The 20,264-nt window shown below is 53.7% G+C and carries 16 protein-coding genes; 8 read left to right on the top strand and 8 right to left on the bottom strand.

Translation table 11 applies throughout. The features are described 5' to 3' along the window. Positions 1 to 7: 7 nt before the first annotated feature. The 5 genes from rsxD to ydgT all read right to left on the bottom strand — a co-directional run bounded on the left by rsxD (position 8) and on the right by ydgT (position 5,093). The gene (rsxD, locus tag FGI04_RS08375; protein ID WP_407336570.1) at positions 8 to 1,060 is read right to left on the bottom strand and encodes an electron transport complex subunit RsxD; all 1,053 of its coding nucleotides are present in this window, start codon (positions 1,058 to 1,060) and stop codon (positions 8 to 10) included. Then, positions 1,061 to 3,316 carry an electron transport complex subunit RsxC gene (gene rsxC / locus FGI04_RS08370; RefSeq protein ID WP_407339896.1) on the bottom strand — a complete coding sequence of 752 codons (2,256 nt, stop codon included), beginning with the start codon at positions 3,314 to 3,316 and terminating at the stop codon, positions 1,061 to 1,063. Further along, positions 3,309 to 3,899, bottom strand: a complete 591-nt coding sequence (gene rsxB / locus FGI04_RS08365; protein WP_226510662.1) for an electron transport complex subunit RsxB — start codon at positions 3,897 to 3,899, stop codon at positions 3,309 to 3,311. The genes rsxC and rsxB overlap by 8 nt, the downstream gene beginning before the upstream one ends. Further along, positions 3,899 to 4,480, bottom strand: coding sequence for an electron transport complex subunit RsxA (gene rsxA, locus FGI04_RS08360; protein WP_012884771.1), 582 nt, complete (start codon positions 4,478 to 4,480; stop codon positions 3,899 to 3,901). Before rsxA ends, rsxB begins: the two co-directional genes overlap by 1 nt. Positions 4,481 to 4,877: 397 nt before the next feature. Next, complete coding sequence (gene ydgT / locus FGI04_RS08355; RefSeq protein WP_407274754.1) at positions 4,878 to 5,093, bottom strand: transcription modulator YdgT; 216 nt, start codon at positions 5,091 to 5,093, stop codon at positions 4,878 to 4,880. A gap of 648 nt (positions 5,094 to 5,741) precedes the next feature. On the opposite strand from ydgT, the gene FGI04_RS08350 reads away from it, so the two are divergent. Continuing rightward, positions 5,742 to 7,454 (top strand): polysaccharide lyase family protein, encoded by a 1,713-nt coding sequence (locus tag FGI04_RS08350; protein ID WP_407336569.1) that lies wholly within the window; start codon positions 5,742 to 5,744, stop codon positions 7,452 to 7,454. 145 nt (positions 7,455 to 7,599) lie between these two features. On the opposite strand, the gene araA is transcribed toward FGI04_RS08350, so the two are convergent. Further along, on the bottom strand, positions 7,600 to 9,111 hold the full coding sequence (gene araA / locus FGI04_RS08345) for an L-arabinose isomerase (RefSeq protein ID WP_342700800.1): 1,512 nt from the start codon (positions 9,109 to 9,111) through the stop codon (positions 7,600 to 7,602). A gap of 54 nt (positions 9,112 to 9,165) precedes the next feature. Then, the gene (locus tag FGI04_RS08340) at positions 9,166 to 10,851 is read right to left on the bottom strand and encodes a ribulokinase (protein WP_342700801.1); all 1,686 of its coding nucleotides are present in this window, start codon (positions 10,849 to 10,851) and stop codon (positions 9,166 to 9,168) included. A 382-nt stretch (positions 10,852 to 11,233) separates the two neighbouring features. Between FGI04_RS08340 and FGI04_RS08335 the strand changes: the two genes are divergently transcribed. The 7 genes from FGI04_RS08335 (at position 11,234) to FGI04_RS08305 (ending at position 18,920) form a co-directional block, all read left to right on the top strand. Further along, positions 11,234 to 12,217 (top strand): arabinose ABC transporter substrate-binding protein, encoded by a 984-nt coding sequence (locus FGI04_RS08335; protein ID WP_012884766.1) that lies wholly within the window; start codon positions 11,234 to 11,236, stop codon positions 12,215 to 12,217. Positions 12,218 to 12,305: 88 nt separating this feature from the next. Continuing rightward, positions 12,306 to 13,829, top strand: a complete 1,524-nt coding sequence (gene araG / locus FGI04_RS08330; protein ID WP_038909571.1) for an L-arabinose ABC transporter ATP-binding protein AraG — start codon at positions 12,306 to 12,308, stop codon at positions 13,827 to 13,829. 18 nt (positions 13,830 to 13,847) lie between these two features. After that, entirely contained in the window at positions 13,848 to 14,834 is a 987-nt protein-coding gene (araH, locus tag FGI04_RS08325; RefSeq protein WP_016941342.1) for an L-arabinose ABC transporter permease AraH, read from the top strand. A 69-nt stretch (positions 14,835 to 14,903) separates the two neighbouring features. After that, the gene (gene araC, locus FGI04_RS08320; RefSeq protein ID WP_342700802.1) at positions 14,904 to 15,857 is read left to right on the top strand and encodes an arabinose operon transcriptional regulator AraC; all 954 of its coding nucleotides are present in this window, start codon (positions 14,904 to 14,906) and stop codon (positions 15,855 to 15,857) included. A 236-nt stretch (positions 15,858 to 16,093) separates the two neighbouring features. After that, entirely contained in the window at positions 16,094 to 17,143 is a 1,050-nt protein-coding gene (locus tag FGI04_RS08315; protein WP_407273478.1) for an oxidoreductase, read from the top strand. A gap of 153 nt (positions 17,144 to 17,296) precedes the next feature. Further along, the gene (locus FGI04_RS08310) at positions 17,297 to 18,292 is read left to right on the top strand and encodes a bile acid:sodium symporter family protein (protein ID WP_342700804.1); all 996 of its coding nucleotides are present in this window, start codon (positions 17,297 to 17,299) and stop codon (positions 18,290 to 18,292) included. Positions 18,293 to 18,461: 169 nt separating this feature from the next. Continuing rightward, positions 18,462 to 18,920 (top strand): SgcJ/EcaC family oxidoreductase, encoded by a 459-nt coding sequence (locus FGI04_RS08305; RefSeq protein WP_342700805.1) that lies wholly within the window; start codon positions 18,462 to 18,464, stop codon positions 18,918 to 18,920. Positions 18,921 to 19,026: 106 nt separating this feature from the next. Here the strand turns inward: FGI04_RS08305 and add are convergent, their stop codons facing one another. Continuing rightward, the gene (gene add, locus FGI04_RS08300) at positions 19,027 to 20,040 is read right to left on the bottom strand and encodes an adenosine deaminase (RefSeq protein WP_342700806.1); all 1,014 of its coding nucleotides are present in this window, start codon (positions 20,038 to 20,040) and stop codon (positions 19,027 to 19,029) included. Between the last annotated feature and the right edge of the window lie 224 nt (positions 20,041 to 20,264).

Genomic DNA, 20,264 nt, shown 5'->3' with positions numbered 1-20,264 from the left:
TCCGTCCTTAGCGATGGCCATAAGCGCGCGGTTTGGTGAAATAATCAATCAACGGTACGGTAATGTTGGCCAGTAATACCGCGAAGGCTACACCATCGGGATAACCGCCATAGGTACGAATCGTCCATACCAGTATGCCGATCAGCGCACCGAATATCAGTCGACCTTTGGGGGTGGTCGACGCCGTTACTGGATCGGTCGCGATGAAGAACGCGCCCAGCATCGTGGCACCGGAAAACAGATGGAGCAGCGGCGGGGCGCTGATCTCCGGATGAAGATGCCAGCCAGCCAACGCACACAAGGACAACGCAAGCAGGAAGCTCAACGGGATCTGCCAGTGAATGATCCGCAGCAACAGCATAAACAGACCACCAGCCAGAAAAGCCAGATTAATCCATTGCCAGCCTAACCCACCCAATACACCGCTGAATAACGGCTGCTGCAACAACACATCGGGTTGATGGCCGCTGCGCAAGCCGGTTTTGAAGGCATCAAGCGGTGTCGCCTGACTAATACCATCGACACCCTGGATCAGTTGCTGGATAGTCTGGCCAACTGTGCCATGGCCGGTAAAAATAGCCATCAGCGCATCCTGAAAACCGACAGGAGATGCTTGTAACCCTTGTGGCGGTAGCCAACTGGTCATTTGCACCGGAAATGAAATCAACAGAACCACATAACCTATCATCGCGGGGTTAAACGGGTTCTGCCCCAGTCCGCCATACAATTGCTTGGCGATAATAATCGCGAAGGTTGTTCCCAATACCACCATCCACCAGGGGGTAAAGGGTGGCAAGCTGACAGCCAGTAATACCGCGGTTAACAGCGCGGAGCTGTCCAGCAGTGTTTCCAGCACCGGGCGTTTTCGCAATGCTAAGATGACCGCCTCGGTAAAAAGCGCGGTGATGCTGGCGAGTGCCAATTGAATCAGGTTGCCGTACCCGAAAAACCAGACTTGCGCTACGATGCCGGGCACGCAGGCGAGCAAGACCCAACGCATAATCGCGCGGGTGGACTGGCGGTTATGGGTAAACGGTGAGGGTGCGATTCTAAAAGCCATTTAATCCTCTTGCGATGCCGACAATGCGGCGGCTTTACGTGCTTTAACCCGGGCGATAGCGGCGGCGACCGCGGCTTTGCGCGGGTCGAGGCTGTCGTTCTGGGTGGCGTCGCCCGATGCAGCCGAGAGACTACTGTCGGGGGTGGTGACTGCCATTAGTGGGGATGTTTCAGGTGACGTTGTCACGTTCTCTATATTGTCGGTCTGTACGGGGCTATCAGATAGCGCCGCTTTACGTGCTTTAACCCGAGCGATAGCGGCGGCGACGGCGGCTTTACGTGGGTCGAGGCTGTCGTTCTGGGTGGCATCGCCCGGTGCAGCCGAGAGACTACTGTCGGGGGCGGTGACTGCCGTTAATGGGGATGTTTCAGGTGACGTTGTCACGTCCTCTGTATTGCTGGCCTGTTCAGTGCTATCAGATAGTGCCGTTTTACGGGCTTTTACCCGGGCAATGGCTGCCGCGACCGCCGCTTTACGCGGGTCAGCCTTGTCGCTTGTTACCGCATCAGCTGTTGTCATATCAGCGGTTGTAACGCGGATAGCTTCAGCCTGACGGGCTTGCACGCGCGCGATAGCGGCTGCTACGGCAGATTTGGGGGGGGCGTCGTGCGTGGTATCCAGCGCTTTTTCTGCCTGCCGTTCACGTAGTTGCGCTTTGCGCGCCTCGCGGGCGGCAATAACGGTACTGTTATCCGGCAACTGTCCTGGTTCAATGCGAATATCGGGTTTCACGGCGGCGGCCTGTTTATTCCGCACTCTTTCCAGCGCTGCCATCACGGCGCTTTTATCGGTAGCCGCGACACTGGCCGCAGCCTGTTTATGTCGTTCTTCACGCGAGCGCTTTTCGCGCTCCAACCGTGCCTGACGTGCATCAAAACGCGCTTTCGCTTCAGCGGCTTTGCGGGATTCCTGATCCAGCTCCTGAATCTCGGCTTTTTCCTGGCGGTAATATTGCACTAGTGGGATATTGCTTGGGCAAACGTAGGCGCAGGCACCGCATTCGATACAGTCGAACAGGTGGTGCTGGCGCGCTTTCTCGTGCTCTTGTCCCCGGCTAAACCAGTAGAGTTGCTGCGGTAGCAGCCCGGCTGGGCAGGCATCGGCACACTTGCCGCAACGAATACAAGCCTGCTCCTCTTCCGGCGGCTGAATTTCATCGCGGGCAGGGGCCAGAATACAGTTACTGGTCTTGATGATCGGTACATCCAGTGCTGGCAGGGTGAACCCCATCAGCGGCCCGCCCATAATGACCATCGGCTGCGTCGTGGTGACGTGATAACCGGCATGACGCAGCAAATGACGTACCGGCGTCCCCAGCCGCGCCCAGACGTTACCCGGTTGGCGTAACGCATCACCGGTGAGGGTGACGACACGTTCGGTTAACGGTTCGCCATCAATAACGGCGCGTTTGATAGCATAGGCGGTGCCGACGTTTTGCATCAGCACGCCAATAGACGCTGAATGCTTGCCGAATGGCACTTCTTTGCCCGTCAGAATTCGGGTTAGCTGTTTGGCGCCGCCAGAGGGGTATTTGGTGGGAATGACGCGCATTTGAATGCGTGGGTAATCCACCAGTGCAACACGCAGCGCTGTGATGGCTTCCGGCTTGTTGTCTTCAATACCCAGCAGGATACGTTGCGGTTGTAGCAGGTGGTCAAGAATATCGACCCCTTGTGCAATTTCCTGTGCGCACTCTTGCATCAGCCGGTCGTCGGCGGTGATATAGGGCTCGCACTCAGCGGCATTGATGATCAGCGTCTCGATGCCGCGCAGACCGCCCTGTAATTTGGCGGCGGTGGGGAAACCTGCGCCACCCAGCCCGGCGATACCGGCTTGATGTAGATGTTCTACCAGCTCAGATGCTGTTGCCTGACGATAGTCGACCCACTTACGGCGTTCACACCAGCGGTCTAATCCATCTGGGATAATAATGATGCTCAGTTCTGTCAACCCGGAGGGATGGTTGCTCATATGCTGACGGATGGCATGTACTGTGCCGGAGGTCGGCGCATGCACTGGCAGCATACGGCCAAAGCCGCGCGTCAACGGTTGCCCACGGAGCACCGGATCACCGACTTTGACACACAGGTCGCCTTCCGGACCAAGATGTTGCTTGAGCGGAATAATCAGATAGTCAGGCATAGGAACCTGCCGCAGCGGTACCTGACTGGATTGGGTTTTCATTTCCGGAGGGTGAATCCCGCCCGCAAAATCCCAGATTCTGTCTTTTCTAAAGGCGGCGAACAGCTTAAACATGGTTTTCGATCACACGGTTTTCCGCCTGGATGACACGCACCGGAATGGCGTCGAGATTCCATTTCCAGTTGGCGGTGGTCGGCGCTAAAGGTCTTAATTCAATACAATCCGTCGGGCAGGGGGCCACACACAGGTTGCAACCGGTGCACAGATCACGGATGACGGTATGAACGGCCCGCGTGGAACCGATAATGGCGTCGACTGGGCAGGCCTGAATACATTTGGTACAACCGATGCAGTTCGCTTCGTCTATCCAGGCGACCTGCGGTTCCGGCTTCTGCGGCGTATCGGCATCCAGCGGTTGCGGCTCGATATTCAGGCGCTCCGCCAGCTTAAGCATGAGCGGTTCTCCGCCCGGCACGCATTTGTTGATGAGCTCGCCATTGAGGGCGATAGCTTCGGCATAAGGTCGGCAACCCGGATAGCCACACTGACCACACTGACTCTGTGGCAGCATCGCTTCCAGATGTTCTACTACCGGATCGGCTTCCACGCGAAAGCGTCGGGAGGCGAACCCCAGAATGAGCCCGGACACTATCGCCAGCGCGCTGAGAGCGACAATAGCCATGCCGATAGTGTTCATCACAGTTTCACCAACCCAGTAAAGCCCATAAAGGCCAGCGACATTAGCCCTGCTGTCACCAGTGCAATGGATGATCCGCGAAACGGTGCCGGGACATCGGCGACCGCAAGGCGCTCACGCAGTGCAGCAAATAACACCAATACCAGTGAAAAGCCAACAGCTGCACTGAATCCATAAATGGTCGATTGCAGGAAATTGTGCGACTGATTAACGCTTAACAATGCCACCCCAAGGACGGCGCAATTGGTGGTGATCAGTGGCAGAAAGATACCCAGTAAGCGGTAGAGTGCCGGGCTGGTTTTCCGCACCGCCAGTTCGGTGAATTGCACTACGACGGCAAACACCAGAATGAAAGCCAGCGTGCGCAGGTAGAGCAGGTTCAGCGGCAGCAAGACATAGGTGTTGACCAGCCAGGAAAATACCGACCCTATCGTCATCACAAATGTGGTGGCAAAACCCATGCCGATAGCGGCTTCCAGCTTTTTGGATACACCCATGAATGGGCATAGCCCCAGGAATTTCACCAGTACGAAGTTGTTGACCAGAATCGTGCCAACAAACAGTAATACATATTCGCTCATTACAGTGCCTACACAATAAAACCGGCGTATTATCGGGTATTGTCAGGCGTTCGGCAACTTACCCTCTGTGGGGTTATTCAGCAATCACGCGGGGTAAGCGGGAAAAAGACAAGCTAACCGGCGTTAGCCGTCATCCGTTACGTTGCAGGATGGCGTTACAAGGCACTAACGAGCCTTGTCCTAAAGGGCCAACGCGTGGCGTTGTTCAACACGCGAGCGTGTTGTCCTGCTACTCGAATTATTTTGGGTATAAATAGTAAGAAAATATAAAACGGTGCGGAAATCCACTGAGCAGCGCGTGGGGTTCGGGCACTGGCTACCATGTGGTAAAGGTTATCCATGCAGTCTGTGAGGTTAGCGTACCTCTCAGACCACAACTCTTTCAGGACATAAAATGTCAGACCACAAAATGCCAGACGGATTTCGGCACCTGGCCAATATCAAACAGCTTTCCGCCCACCGCTAATTCCGCCCGCCGATGGTCAGCGGCACGGTACATATTAATAATCTCATGATCATCAGTCAGAGAATAATTCAGGTGATCAAATAGTTTCTCAAGGCTTTCTGGTGAATTCACTTTTCTGAACTTTAACAAATATTCGTAAACGCTCATTTGCGCAAAATTATCAATAGTAGTGATTTTAGGGGATTCAGTATATTCGTCATAGCATTTCTGTCCAGCATTGAATTCAAAAATATACACTTTACACATTATGGTTAATAAAAATATTCGTCAGGAGACGTCATCAAGTATCAATACGTCGTTGCGGGTTTAATTAACACGTCATTTCGTAAAACCGCGAGTAATGAGCTTGCGACTGATAAATAAAAGGATGAATAGTGCTTTCACTGGTTTTCTATACCTGCTGACATTCGTATTCTAGAAGAAAACACTGCTGTGACGATAGGCATTATATCTTGTGTCTCAGGGGAAATAGCGTGCATTACGGGAACGTCGGCAGCGTGTTCTGGACACCGTAAAAAGACCGTGTGCCAGGGGCGACAGGATGGTCAGCACACCGTAACCTGAAAATGCGAAAGTGGTCAGGTATATCTTCGTTTCTTTGCCACCATCCTGACTGTCAGGGCAATAGCAAAAAGGTGGGGATATCATCGGTTGCACAGAATAGGACTCCGCACAGGTGGTGAAAGCGCGGGGGAATCCGCATGTTGACGAAGGAGCGTTGGTCATGACGTCCAATCGGTTTCTTTCCGTTGATTTCGGGTCATGTCGATGATGTAGAGAAAAGGGAAAACGTATATGCAAAGCAGAAAAATGCTTATCGCAATCAGTATACTGGGTTCCTCACTGGCGCAGGCGGCATCACCGTCTGATGTCAGTGTGGGGCTTTCCGGCATGAAAGCACAAATAGATAACGGATTGGTTTCCGTCGCGATTGGCAGCGATGGCAGTATCGGCACACTGTCAAACGGTAGCAAAAATCTTATCGATAAAGCGAATAGCCAGGTTAACGCGTTGGGTAAAAGCAGTACCGGTTATCTGGATTATTATTCAGGTGCATTTCTGAAGTTTAAACCACAGCAGATTTCTGTGATTGAAAACACGAAAGACATTGTACATATTGCTTATGTCGATAATGAAACCAGCGCGTTGAGTCTGGAATACCACTTTATCGTACGGCGTGGTGTCAGCGGGATTTATAGCTATGCCGTGGCACGGAATGATACGTCATCCAATCTCACGGTGAGTGAATTACGCGGGGTGTACCGGTTTAATCCTTTTCTGCTGGATCATATCTCCAATGGTATTCATACCACCAAACCCTACCTCTACTCCCAGCTCAATAACTTTGAGAAGATTCAGGATGAAACCTGGAAATTACCAGATGGTAGTTATTACTCCAAATACGACTTCGCCGGTTATATGCGCAAAACCCCGGTCTGGGGCGTATACGGCAACAATATTGGTGCATGGATAGTCCCGGGCAGTACTGAATATATGTCGGGTGACGACACCAAGCAGGATTTGATGGTGCATCAGGACGGGCTGGCGATCATGTATATGACGGGTTCGCATTTCGGTACGCCGGACTTGATAGCCCCGCCTGGCTGGCAAAAGCTGTATGGCCCCTGGTTGTTGTATGTGAACGCCGGTACCGATGCGCAGATGTACAGTGACGCGCTGGCGCGTAGTCGGCAGGAGATCGCTTCATGGCCATATAATTGGGTGAACGACAGTCGTTTCTCGGTGGATCGCGCCAGCGTAACCGGTAGCGTGAATACCACCGTCCCGTTGAACGTGACGCTATCGTCTTCGCTTAATGAAGCGTCAGATGTACAGACCTTAGGCTATGCCTTCACTACTAATACCGACAGTCAGGGAAATTTTCGCTTCGATAAGGTGCGCAAAGGGAAATATACCCTGACGATTTACGCCAATGGTGGCAGCAGGCCGGGCGTGCTCTACAGCGATGTTGTGAATGTCACCGGTAACACGCCGATACCCGCTATCCAGTTAGCTCAAGCGGCACCGGTGGTGTGGGCTATTGGCCAGAGTGATCGGCTGGCGTCGGAATTCCGGTTTGGCGACCAACTGCGCAATTATCACTGGCAGAATGATGTTCCGGCCAATCTGACTTATACCATCGGCGAGTCGAGTCCGGCACAGGATTGGTATTACGCCCAGACCAATCCCGGTAGCTGGAATGTGAATTATATCGATCGTGCCGATGGCAGTGGTCGGGTACTGAATGTGGCATTTGCCGCGGCCAGTAATCGGGGAATGACTAACCCGACGACGCCGTCGCTGTCGGTATTGGTCAACGGCACTAAAGTCAAAGACATTCAGTATGACAACGATAAATCCGTGTACCGAGGGGCGCTTAATAGCGGTAAGTATCACTACGAGCGTATTCCTATCGACAGTGGTTTACTGCGCGACGGTACCAACACCATTACGTTTACACTCAATGGTGGCACCTTTATGTACGACGTTGTGACATTGACAAAATAGCGACCGTCGCAGGTACGTTTGGGATAACTGGCTGGCCATAGACTTGCTGATCTATAGAAAGAAACAAAGCCGACATATTGTGTCGGCTTTGTTGTTTATAACGTTGTCTGTTTACCGTGTTACTGACCGGTGAGCAGTGATCAGGTCAGGCCCGATGTCCGCACAGCTTGTAATACAGGTCGTTCCACCGCAACCCGTCTTTGAAGGCTGGCAGGGTGGTATGCTGGTCGATGACTGTCAACTCGATGTTATGCAGGTCGGCGTACAACCGTAAATAATCCAGATCAAGCGACTGCGTGAAGACAGTATGGTGTGCACCACCCGCCAGAATCCAGGCTTCGGCCGCAGTTTCCAGTGATGGCTGCGCCTGCCACAGAGCGCGGGCAACCGGCAGTTTCGGTAATGGGTGCGGTTGCGCGACGGCATCGACCTGATTCACCAGCAGGCGGAAACGATCACCCAGATCGATAACGCTGACATTCAGTGCTGATCCGGCCGGTGCGGAGAAGATCAACCGCACCGGATCCGCTTTACCGCCGATCCCGAGGTATTGCGCATCCACCAACGGTTTGGCTTCGCTGGCAATGCTCGGACAGACTTCCAGCATGTGTGCGCCCAGCACCAGATTGTTACCGGGTGCAAAATGGTAGGTGTAATCCTCCATGAAGGAGGTACCACCGGGTAAACCCTGCGCCATCACCTTCATGACACGCAGCAGTGCGGCTGTCTTCCAGTCGCCTTCAGCGCCAAAACCATACCCTTGTTGCATCAACCGTTGTACCGCTATGCCGGGGAGTTGTTTCAGGCCGTAGAGGTTTTCAAAGTTGGTGGTAAAGGCTTTAAAGTTACCCTGATCGAGAAAACGCTTCAGACCGAGTTCGATGCGAGCGGCATCCAGCAAATTCTGCCGTTTGGGACCGTGCAGTTTGACGGCGTCGCTGAGTGTATAGGTCGCTTCGTACTCTTCAATCAGCGCCTCCACATCGCCCTGGCCGATATCGTCCACCACACCAACCAGGTCTCCCAACCCCCAGGCACTGACGGCGTAGCCAAACTGAATTTGCGCACTGACTTTATCACCTTCGGTGACCGCCACTTCTCGCATGTTGTCGCCAAATCGTGCCACTTTGAGCTGGCGGCTTTCCTGTAACGCGGCGGCTACCCGCATCCATTTGGCAATGCGTTCATGGGCATGGCGATCCTGCCAGTGGCCCACCACCACCTGATGTGCCTGACGCATGCGTGCGCCGATAAACCCAAACTCACGCCCACCGTGGGCCGTTTGGTTCAGGTTCATAAAGTCCATATCCATGCTGTCCCACGGAATATCGGCATTGAACTGGGTATGGAACTGCAACAACGGCTTATTCAGGATGCTCAGGCCACCAATCCACATTTTGGCGGGTGAGAAAGTATGCAGCCAGGTCAGCAAGCCGATGCAGTTGTCCTGATAATTGGCATCGCGGCACAGCGCGGTAATTTCATCCGGCGTTTTGACCAGCGGTTTGAGTACCAGCCGCACTGGCAGATTGGCGTCACGATTAAGGCCATTCACCACTTTTTCGGCATTTTCTTTTACCTGACGCAGTGCTTCCGGGCCGTACAGATGCTGACTGCCAATCACAAACCAGACTTCGAGCGGCTTAAATTGTTCCATGATGACTCCTGTTTGGGTTCCCAAAGGGATGTAAAAGTGATGTTCGGCAAACACTTAATGGTCTGCCCCGGCGTGGGGGCTGTAGGCGGGTTCCGCCAGCCGACACCACTGCTGATAACGTTCGTAGAGCTGTTGATAGCGGGCGACACGCTCTGGGTCCGGCATCAACGTGCGTTCGATTCCACAGGCCATGTGCTGTTGCGCAGAAGGAATATCCGGATGTGCCCCGGCGGCGACAGCGGCGAAGATAGCCGCACCCAGCGCGCAGCATTGGTCCGAGGCCACGATTTGCATCGGGCGGTTCATCACGTCGGTACACACTTGCATGATGGTGGCGGATTTACGGGCGATCCCACCGAGCGCCAGCAGGTTTTCCACCGGGATCTGCTGAGATTCGAAGCACGCCATGATGGCGCGTGCGCCAAACGCGGTGGCGGCAATCAATCCACCAAACAGCGCCGGTGCGTCGGTACCGAGATTGAGGTCAGCAATCACACCTTTGAGCCGCTGGTTGGCAAACGGTGTGCGACGGCCATTAAACCAGTCGAGCACCACCGGAAGGTGATCGAGTGAGGGGGAATCGGCCCAGGCTTGTGTCAGTTGTGTCAACAGGCTGGATTGCAGTTGATCCAATTGTGATTGCCACTCGGGGTGTTCGCTGGCGGCCAGTTGCAGCGGCCAGCCCAGCACACGGCCAAACCAGGCGTACATATCGCCGAAGGCGGATTGACCCGCTTCCAGCCCGATATAGCCAGGGACGACGCTACCATCCACCTGACCACAGATCCCAGCGATCGTTTTATCGCCAACACGATCCGCGTCCGCTATCAGAATGTCACAGGTTGAGGTGCCGATGACCTTAACCAGTGTGTAGGGCTTAGCCCCTGCACCGACTGCACCCATGTGGCAATCGAAAGCGCCGCCGGATATTACGACATTGTCAGGCAAACCTAATCGCTGTGCCCATTGTGGCGTCAGCATGCCGACCGGGTGATCGGCCGTCCAGGTCTCGGTAAAGAGTGGGTAGTGCAGTTTTTCTGTCAGGCAGGGGTCGAGCGCCTGTAAGAAATCTTTTGGCGGCAAGCCACCCCAATCCGGGTGCCACAGTGATTTGTGCCCGGCGCTGCAACGGCCGCGACGAATTGCGCCCGGCGCCGTGGTGCCGGAGAGCAGGGCGGGTACCCAGTCACACAGTTCTATCCAGGAGACCGCCGCCTGACGTACTGCCGCATCCTGCCGGGTGATATGGAGAATTTTGGCCCAGAACCATTCCGATGAGTACACGCCACCGATGTAGCGGGTGTAATCCGGGAATTGGCCGCTGCGGCATAGCTGATTGATGGCTTCAGCTTCATCAATAGCGGTGTGATCTTTCCATAGCACAAACATGGCGTTGGGGTTATCCGCAAACTCCGGACGTAGCGCCAGCACGTTGCCTTGTTCATCGATTGGCGCAGGCGTTGAACCGGTGGAATCGACGCCAATGCCGGTTATCTGCTGGCGCTGTTCGGGAGTCAATCGTGCGACCACAGTACGAATCGCTAATTCCAGTGATTCGATGTAATCCAATGGATGGTGGCGAAACTGGTTGCTGGCGGGGTGACAATACTGTCCCTGACGCCAGCGCGGATAATAGACCACTTCTGTTTCCAATTCCTGCCCGCTGTGGCAATCCACCGCCAGCGCACGGACAGAATCGCTGCCAAAATCAAGACCAAGAGTAATGGCGCCCGCACTCATCGTTGCTGCTCCTGTTAATCGTAGGGATCACGCTGTTTACGATAGACAGGCCGATTTAACGCCGTGAGGAGTCATTAGCTGGAAGTATGTACTTTTCTGTCACGCTCAGGGGTTTTGTGATGGCGGTCATAAGTTAATGGCAGGTTAAATTTGCTGAATCTATGTACGAATCAGCTGTAGTTTCTGAATGTGATTGCGCTCTCTCTTCGTGGTGAAAATACCCGCTACAACTTACGCGTCTGAAGGTAAACGGAGAATGGAATCAAAATAACTTATTGTTTTTCCATTATTCCATAAAAAAGCATTTTACTGAGAGCGTTTACATACGTGATGGCACCTCCGGTTGCCATCGTGGTAAAGATAACAATGAGCGGAGAAAACCATGCATAAATTCACTAAGGTTCTGGCGGCGATTGGCCTGGCTGCGGTTATGTCACAATCGGCTATCGCAGAAAATATGAAGCTGGGCTTTCTGGTTAAACAACCGGAAGAGCCCTGGTTCCAGACTGAATGGCGGTTCGCCGACAAAGCCGGTAAAGACCTGGGATTTGACGTTATCAAGATAGCCGTGCCCGATGGCGAGAAAACCCTCAATGCTATCGACAGCCTTGCTGCCAGCGGTGCCAAAGGTTTCGTTATCTGTACACCTGATCCGAAACTGGGGTCAGCTATCGTTGCCAAAGCGCGCAGTTATAACCTGAAAGTGATTGCGGTAGATGACCAGTTCGTGAATGCCAAAGGGCAACCAATGGACACCGTACCGCTGGTGATGATGGCCGCCACCAAGATTGGCGAACGTCAGGGCCAGGAATTATGGAAAGAGATGCAGAAACGTGGCTGGAAACTGCAAGACACCGCGGTGATGGCGATCACCGCCAATGAGCTGGATACCGCTCGCCGCCGCACATCGGGATCGATGGAGGCACTAAAAGCCGCTGGATTCCCGGAAAAACAGATCTATCAGGTTCCAACCAAGTCTAACGATATCCCCGGCGCATTTGATGCCGCTAACTCGCTGCTGGTGCAACACCCTAACGTGAAAAACTGGCTGATCGTCGGTATGAACGACAACACCGTACTGGGTGGCGTGCGTGCGACCGAAGGTCAGGGATTCAAGGCCGCTAATGTCATCGGTATCGGTATCAATGGGGTCGATGCGGTCAGCGAACTGTCCAAAGCACAACCGACCGGTTTCTACGGCTCACTGCTGCCAAGCCCGGACGTGCATGGCTACAAGAGCATCCAGATGCTGCATGACTGGGTAACAAAAGGCGTTGAACCGCAGAAATTCACCGAGGTGACGGATGTGGTGCTGATTACCCGCGATAACTTTAAAACTGAACTGCAGAAAAAAGGCTTGATGTAATGACCTTTGCCCGTCCGTGCTGGTAGCCGCGCGGGCAAAACACTGGCCGCGCCGTCATCCGACGGCGCAGACCATTGAGGATGCTGAAATGACCGTACAGTCACCTTATTTATCCTTCCGGGGGATCGGCAAAGTGTTTCCCGGCGTCAAGGCACTGGATGACATCAGTTTTGACTGTCATGCCGGGCAAATCCACGCGTTGATGGGAGAAAACGGCGCGGGGAAATCCACCTTGCTGAAAATTTTGAGCGGCAATTACACGCCGTCGCAGGGAGAAATTCATATTAAAGGGCAGCCAGTGCGCTTTGCCAATACGATGGACGCGCTGAATGCCGGTGTGGCGATCATCTATCAGGAACTGCATCTGGTGCCGGAAATGACGGTAGCGGAAAACATCTATCTGGGGCAGTTACCGCATAAAGGTGGGTTGGTAAACCAATCACTACTGCGTTACGAGGCCGGCTTACAACTGGAACACCTTGGATTGGATATCGACCCGGATACGCCGTTGAAATACCTGTCCATTGGGCAATGGCAGATGGTTGAAATCGCTAAGGCGCTGGCACGCAACGCCAAGATTATCGCCTTTGACGAACCAACAAGCTCGTTGTCGGCACGTGAGATTGAACAACTTTTCCGGGTGATTCGTGAATTACGCAGCGAAGGGCGGGTGATTCTGTACGTCTCACACCGTATGGAGGAAATCTTTGCACTCAGCGATGCCATCACCGTGTTTAAAGATGGACGCTATGTGAAAACCTTCTCCGATATGCAGCAGGTTGACCATGCGCAACTGGTGCAAGCAATGGTGGGCCGCAATCTGGGTGATATTTACGGTTATCAGCCACGTCCACATGGCGAACCGCGGCTGGAACTGCACGAAGTCAAAGCTGTCGGTGTGAAATCGCCGGTGTCGTTATCAGTACGCAGTGGCGAAATTGTCGGCCTGTTCGGGTTGGTGGGCGCCGGGCGTAGTGAACTGATGAAGGCGCTGTTCGGCGCGACCGGCATTACCAGCGGCGAGGTGCGGCTGGATGGGCAACCACTGCGTGCCAGAACCCCCGGTGATGCGATTCGTAGCGGGCTGATGCTGTGCCCGGAGGACCGTAAAGCTGACGGTATCATTCCGGTGCACTCGGTGCGGGATAACATCAATATCAGCGCCCGTCGCAAACACATCAAAAACGGTTTCATCATCAATGAAGCCTGGGAGGAGGAAAACGCCGATCACCACATTCAGGCGCTGAATATCAAAACACCATCGCCAGAGCAACTGATCATGAACCTGTCCGGTGGTAATCAGCAGAAAGCGATCCTCGGGCGCTGGCTGTCAGAGGAAATGAAAGTGATCATGCTGGATGAACCGACCCGAGGCATTGACGTCGGTGCCAAGCATGAGATTTACCACGTGATTTATGAGCTGGCCCGGCAGGGTATTGCCGTGTTGTTTGCGTCCAGCGACCTGCCCGAAGTGCTGGGGCTGGCGGACCGCATCGTGGTGATGCGCGAAGGTGCCATTTCCGGCGAAGTGCTGCACGACGAAGCCAGCGAGCAGCAGGTCCTGAGTCTGGCGATGTTAAAAACGACTGCTACTGAACCCGCGGTTGCCTGACCGCCAAGGAGTTGATGAATGTCTACGGTTAGTTCCCCTTCTCATGCCGGTAAATCTCATGGCTTCAGCCTGTCCCGTATCTGGGATAATTACGGCATGCTGGTCGTGTTTGCGGCACTGTTTCTGGCCTGCACGCTGTTCGTGCCCAATTTCGCTACCTTCGTCAACATGAAAGGGCTGGGGCTGGCGATTTCCATGTCGGGCATGGTGGCGTGTGGCATGTTGTTTTGTCTGGCCTCCGGCGATTTTGACCTGTCGGTCGCCTCGGTGATTGCCTGTGCGGGGGTCACTACCGCCGTGGTGATCAACATCAGCGAGAGTCTGTGGCTGGGCGTTGCCGCGGGCTTACTGCTTGGTGTGGCGTTCGGTTTACTCAACGGCTTTGTCATCGCGCGACTGAAAATCAACGCGCTGATCACCACACTGGCGACCATGCAGATTGTGCGCGGGTTGGCGTACATCATTTCTGATGGCAAGGCGGTTGGTATCGAAGATGAACGCTTCTTCACACTGGGGTATGCCAACTGGCTGGGATTGCCGGCACCGATCTGGCTGACGGTCATTTGCATGGTGTTGTTCGGTTTGCTGCTCAATAAAACCACATTTGGTCGCAACACGCTGGCGATTGGCGGTAACGAAGAGGCAGCCCGCCTGGCCGGGGTGCCGGTAGTACGGACCAAAATCATCATTTTCGGTCTGTCCGGGCTGGTTTCTGCAGCAGCGGGTATCATTCTGGCATCTCGTATGACCAGTGGACAGCCGATGACATCCATCGGTTATGAATTGATTGTGATTTCAGCGTGCGTACTGGGCGGTGTGTCACTGAAAGGCGGTATCGGCAAGATATCCTATGTAGTGGCTGGGGTGCTTATCCTGGGGACGGTGGAAAACGCCATGAACCTGCTGAATATTTCGCCCTTTGCTCAATATGTGGTGCGTGGTCTGATTCTGCTGGCCGCAGTGATCTTTGACCGCTACAAACAATTGTCGAAGAAAACGGTGTGATAGCCGGATAGCGCCAGCCTGTGCTGGCGCTATCCATAACGAGACGAGAATCTCTTTTCAGGAGGCCGCATGTATCACCGTATGGCGCATGAGTCCCAGCCTAACCCGTTGCTGCCCGGTTATGCGTTTAACGCCTATCTGGTGGCGGGACTGACGCCGATTCTGGCTGGCGGACCGCTGGATTTCTTCATTGATCGTCCAGATGGTATGAAGGGATACATCATTAACCTGACCATCAAAGGTCAGGGGAAGGTGTTGGATGGCGATGATACGTTTTTCTGTAACCCTGGCGACCTGCTGCTGTTTCCACCCCGGTCGCGTCACTATTATGGCCGTGCGCCCGGTAGCGACTGTTGGTATCACCGCTGGGTCTATTTCCGCCCTCGTGCCTACTGGGCCGACTGGCTGGAGTGGCACAGTAAAGGCTGTGATGTGGGGCGGTTGACGCTCTCCAGTCCCGGGCTGTTGCAGGAGTTTGACAAGTTATTCGCCAATATTGAGCAGACCCACCGTTCCGGGCGGCGTTTTGCTGAGGAGCTGGCGATGAACTTGCTAGAGCGCCTGTTATTGCGCGCTATGGAAGAAGATCCACAGAGCCCGCAGCGCATTATGGACCCGCGCGTGATCGAGGCGTGCCAGTTTATTACCGGTAATCTGGCCGGAGAACTGCGCATTGATGAGGTGGCTCGCCATGTTTGTCTGTCGCCGTCGCGGCTGGCCCATCTGTTTCGTGAACAGGTAGGCGTGAACATCCTGCGCTGGCGCGAAGACCAACGTGTCATCCGCGCCAAGCTGTTGTTACAGACCACACAGGAGTCGATAGCCGCTGTTGGTCGTGTGGTTGGTTATGACGATCAGCTCTACTTTTCCCGTGTTTTCCGCAAGCGGGTAGGTGTTAGCCCCAGCGATTTCAGGCGGCGTAACAGCGAAATCCATCATCCGGTGATAGAGAAACCGGTAGAGGTTTCTCCCTGGCGAGGTGAATCGCTCGCGCCGCCTCATCCCTGGGTCGTGACGCCGTAATTGTCTGTCAGCATACCCCGGCTATGACTGTCACTGGTGGTCATAGCCGGAGCGCTATGATTACTATCATCTCAGTGCTGTCTCAGTACTGCCATCTCAGCACTGTCCTATAATCATCGTTTTCCCCGGTGCTATACTAGGCTGTGTTCCGCCAGCGGTGAGCTGAAGGTGGGACGCCGCCTAATTGCACTAGGACAACGGGCCCGATCTGCAGGCCTGCCAATGAGGGGAAATATATGACGGAGACCATCCGTGTTGGTCTGTTAGGTTATGGTTATGCCAGTAAGACGTTTCATGCACCACTGATTGCAGCCACGTCAGGAATGAAGCTGGCGGCAGTGTCGAGCCGCGATGCTGGAAAAGTTCAGGCTGACTGGCCCTCAATGCATGTCGTGCCCGAACCGCAGGCGCTGTTCAATGATCCCGATATCGATCTGATTGTCATCCCCACCCCGAATGACACCCATTTCCCACTGGCTCGCCAGGCGTTGCTGGCCGGTAAGCATGTGGTGGTGGACAAACCGTTTACCGTGACACTGTCACAAGCGCGTGAGCTGAACCAACTGGCAGAACATGCGGGTAAACTCCTTTCCGTATTCCATAACCGGCGCTGGGACAGTGATTTCCTGACATTACAGCAATTGCTGAAAGCCGGTGCGCTGGGCGATGTGGTGTATATGGAATCGCATTTTGACCGCTATCGTCCGCAAGTACGTCAACGCTGGCGTGAAGACGGCAGCGAAGGGAGTGGCATTTGGTATGATCTGGCGCCACATCTGATTGATCAGGTGTTGCAGTTGTTCGGTTTGCCGGTGGCGATTCAGGCGGATATGGCGCAGCTCCGTCCCGGCAGTAAAGCCGCCGATTACTTCCACGCGACGTTGATTTACCCCCAGCGACGTGTTGTGGTGCACAGTTCTATGCTGGCGGCGGCACCCAGCGCCCGTTACATCGTGCATGGCACTCAGGGTAGCTATGTGAAGTTTGGCGTTGACCCGCAGGAAGACCGCTTGAAAGCGGGCGAAAAACCACAAGCACATGATGATTGGGGGCAGGATAACCATGACGGTATTCTGACTTTGCACCGTGATGGTGTACTGGCGGACCAACCGGTGCCGACCATCCCTGGGCATTATCTATCTTATTATGCCGGTATCCGTGATGCGCTGCGGGGGCGGGGCGACAACCCGGTACCTGTCGGACAGGCGATTAACGTGATGGAGCTGATCGAGCTGGGGCTAACCTCGTATGAACAGAAAAAAACAATGACACTGAAGAGCAGTTAGCCGGTAACCGTCATGATTTGTGACGTAAATCCCTGAACGCGAGGCGGGTTTCTGTCTTGCATTATGGGTATTTATTGCTGATAGTGGGGCATTGTTTAAGCAGGCGATCTTAGGATCGCCTGTATTTTTTATGTCTGAGGATGCAAACACACTATGGCATGGTTACAACGCTTGAAAATTGACAAATTTTTGCTGGTTTTAATTGCGGTCGTTATTACCGCGTCCATTTTCCCGTGTGAGGGCACGGCCAAGGTTTTTTTCGAAAACCTGACCACCGCCGCCATCGCACTGCTGTTTTTCATGCATGGCGCCAAGCTATCTCGTGATGCGATTACGGCCGGTATGGGCCACTGGCGGCTGCATCTGGTGGTGTTTGCCAGTACCTTTATTCTGTTCCCATTACTGGGGATTGGCATGGCGTTCCTGTCGCCACAAGTGTTAACCCCCGGACTGTATCTGGGGTTCCTGTATCTGTGTGCATTGCCCGCGACGGTGCAATCCGCCATAGCTTTCACCTCGATGGCTCGCGGTAACGTCGCTGCCGCGATTTGCAGCGCTTCAGCATCCAGTATTCTCGGGGTTTTCCTGTCGCCGATCCTGGTCGGTTTGCTGATGCATACGCAGGGTGGGCAAACCGATACGCTGCATGCGATCGGCTCCATTATCATGCAACTGATGGTGCCGTTCGTCATTGGTCATCTGTCCCGTCCGTTGATTGCTCACTGGGTCGATCGTCATCGTAAACTGATCAATATCACTGACCGGTCATCTATTCTGTTAGTGGTATACGTGGCGTTCAGCGAGGCGGTGGTGCAGGGGATTTGGCACCAGATTAACGGGTGGTCGCTGCTGGCAGTTGTTATCTGTTCGCTGGTGCTGCTGGGGATTGTGCTGGTCTGTACCACGCTGGCAGCCCGCAAATTGGGGTTCAGTACCCCGGATGAAATCACCATCGTATTCTGTGGTTCTAAAAAGAGTCTGGCCAACGGTATCCCGATGGCTAACGTACTATTTCCTGCCGCTGCCGTTGGGGCAATGGTGTTGCCGTTGATGATTTTCCACCAGATTCAGTTGATGGTGTGTGCGACGCTGGCGCAGCGTTATGCGAAACGATCTACATCGCCGGATGAAGAGAAAGCGGGAAAATAACGCATCCTATACGACAGGGTTAAACCACGTTTCCTGATGTCGATCGTTTCCTTGCGAAATGGTCAACCGAGAGCACATTGACTATAGTGTTAATCTGTGAGGCTTTTTGAGGCCTCGCAGCAATTAAGGATAGAGAAAGTAATCATTACTTAATTTATAAGGAATAGACATGTATAAGAAAGTGCTGCTCTCGCTGAGTTTCCTCAGCGTCATTACCGCATCTCAGGCTTATGCCGCGACAACGGAAACCTGTGTCAAGACCGATGAAAGCGCTATCGCCAGTTTGTTTGATCGCTGGAATGCATCGTTACAGACTGGGGATGCGAAGAAGGTCAACGCCAATTATGAGACCGACGCGGTGTTATTGCCGACGCTGTCTGGAAAAATGCGTACGACAGATGCTGAGCGCATTGACTATTTTGAGCATTTTCTGGTGAAAAAGCCTGTAGGTAACATTGATAACCGTGTTATCAAAATTGGTTGTAACGAAGCGCTGGATATTGGCAATTACACCTTCACATTTGGTGATAAATCACAGGTCAAAGCGCGTTACACCTATACTTATGCCTTCAAAGACGGTAAATGGTTGATCTCCAGCCACCATTCGTCCGTACAACCGAAAGACTAATTGGGCCGGGATGGGATGCTGTCGACCATGTTATCGACAGGTCACCTCCGGTATGAAAAAAGCGGATACCTTGTGGTATCCGCTTTTTTTGTCTGATTCAGCCTGATTACGCTTGTCGCTGTTGAGCGCGCTGGCGCAACAGCTGTTTTTCCTGTTCGGAGATAAACGCCATACGCAGACCGTTTTCTTGTGCCTGTCGGATATCTTCCGGCAACAGGCCAGCTAATGGTGCCGCTATCTCGTATTCATGGCGAATATCGATCCCTTGCACAGCCGGGTCGTCGGTGTTAATCGTCGCCGGAATACCGTGACGCAGGAAATGCACCAGTGGGTGCTCATGCATCGCTTTTACCGTGCTGGTTTGCAGATTAGAGGTCAGGCAGGATTCAATGCCAATCTGGTGCTCGGCCATATATTCCATCAGCGTACTGTCGACGATCGCCGTAACACCGTGGCCGATACGCTCAGCGCCTAGCTGCTGTATCGCCTGCCAGATACTTTCCGGACCGGCGGCTTCGCCTGCATGGGCGGTGATACGCCAGCCCGCATCGCGCGCTCGGGTAAAGTGGCTAGTGAAGAGCTCACCGGGGAAGCCAAGTTCATCGCCCGCCAGGTCGATAGCGATAATGCCGTCTTTGTGTGCCAGCAACGCGTCAAGTTCTTGCTCGCAGGCGTGGGTACCAAAGGTACGACTCATGATGCCGATAAGACGCACCATCACTGCGTGATTATGGTCGCGACAACCAGCGGTAATACCATCGATCACGGCTTCAACCACGCCTTCCAGCGGTAACTGGTGACTGAGAGCCATGTAGTAAGGCGAAAAGCGTAGCTCGGTGTAATCCAGTCCGGCGCGGATCGCATCTTCCACGTTTTCGTAAGCCACACGGCGGCAGGCATCCAGCGATCCCAGTACGGCCACACCCCAGTCCAGCTTTTGCAGGAAGCTTATCAAATCGGGTTCGTGGTCGATTATCTGTACGTGGGGACGCAGGGACTCGAGGTCATGGCCGGGCAAATCGATAGAAAACTGGCGGCCTAAGTCAAGGATGGTTTGGGGGCGGATATTACCATCAAGATGGCGATGGATATCCGTCAACGGAATGTACGGATCAATCATGTTGTATGTTGTACTCGTTTTTTATTAAAAAAATCCATCAGCAGGCGGTATTCCTTGTGACGTTGGACATCGCCACCGTACCACAAGGGACAGAGTCTGATAACTCGGTGTGCAGTATAAGAATAAACCCAGACAATTTACCATTGATTGATAAAAAGAAGTTTATATATCAATGCGGACATAATACAAATTGAGCATAAGCGCTTGATGCCAGCTTGTGTAAG

Source organism: Dickeya ananatis, from assembly GCF_019464615.1.
In the GTDB taxonomy this organism is placed as follows: Bacteria; Pseudomonadota; Gammaproteobacteria; order Enterobacterales; family Enterobacteriaceae; genus Dickeya; species Dickeya oryzae.
The sequence above is the reverse complement of the archived record's forward strand: the minus strand, read 5'-3'. Positions and strand labels throughout refer to the sequence as shown.

Bases quoted from the DNA above. Each gene is read 5' to 3' on its own strand.
- rsxA (WP_012884771.1), bottom strand. From the start codon at position 4,480: ATGAGCGAATATGTATTACTGTTTGTTGGCACGATTCTGGTCAACAAC.
- araC (WP_342700802.1), top strand. From the start codon at position 14,904: ATGTATCACCGTATGGCGCATGAGTCCCAGCCTAACCCGTTGCTGCCC.
- FGI04_RS08350 (WP_407336569.1), top strand. From the start codon at position 5,742: ATGCAAAGCAGAAAAATGCTTATCGCAATCAGTATACTGGGTTCCTCA.
- FGI04_RS08305 (WP_342700805.1), top strand. From the start codon at position 18,462: ATGTATAAGAAAGTGCTGCTCTCGCTGAGTTTCCTCAGCGTCATTACC.
- FGI04_RS08315 (WP_407273478.1), top strand. From the start codon at position 16,094: ATGACGGAGACCATCCGTGTTGGTCTGTTAGGTTATGGTTATGCCAGT.
- FGI04_RS08310 (WP_342700804.1), top strand. From the start codon at position 17,297: ATGGCATGGTTACAACGCTTGAAAATTGACAAATTTTTGCTGGTTTTA.
- araH (WP_016941342.1), top strand. From the start codon at position 13,848: ATGTCTACGGTTAGTTCCCCTTCTCATGCCGGTAAATCTCATGGCTTC.
- araA (WP_342700800.1), bottom strand. From the start codon at position 9,111: ATGGAACAATTTAAGCCGCTCGAAGTCTGGTTTGTGATTGGCAGTCAG.
- ydgT (WP_407274754.1), bottom strand. From the start codon at position 5,093: ATGAGCGTTTACGAATATTTGTTAAAGTTCAGAAAAGTGAATTCACCA.
- rsxB (WP_226510662.1), bottom strand. From the start codon at position 3,899: ATGAACACTATCGGCATGGCTATTGTCGCTCTCAGCGCGCTGGCGATA.
- FGI04_RS08340 (WP_342700801.1), bottom strand. From the start codon at position 10,851: ATGAGTGCGGGCGCCATTACTCTTGGTCTTGATTTTGGCAGCGATTCT.
- FGI04_RS08335 (WP_012884766.1), top strand. From the start codon at position 11,234: ATGCATAAATTCACTAAGGTTCTGGCGGCGATTGGCCTGGCTGCGGTT.
- araG (WP_038909571.1), top strand. From the start codon at position 12,306: ATGACCGTACAGTCACCTTATTTATCCTTCCGGGGGATCGGCAAAGTG.
- rsxC (WP_407339896.1), bottom strand. From the start codon at position 3,316: ATGTTTAAGCTGTTCGCCGCCTTTAGAAAAGACAGAATCTGGGATTTT.
- add (WP_342700806.1), bottom strand. From the start codon at position 20,040: ATGATTGATCCGTACATTCCGTTGACGGATATCCATCGCCATCTTGAT.
- rsxD (WP_407336570.1), bottom strand. From the start codon at position 1,060: ATGGCTTTTAGAATCGCACCCTCACCGTTTACCCATAACCGCCAGTCC.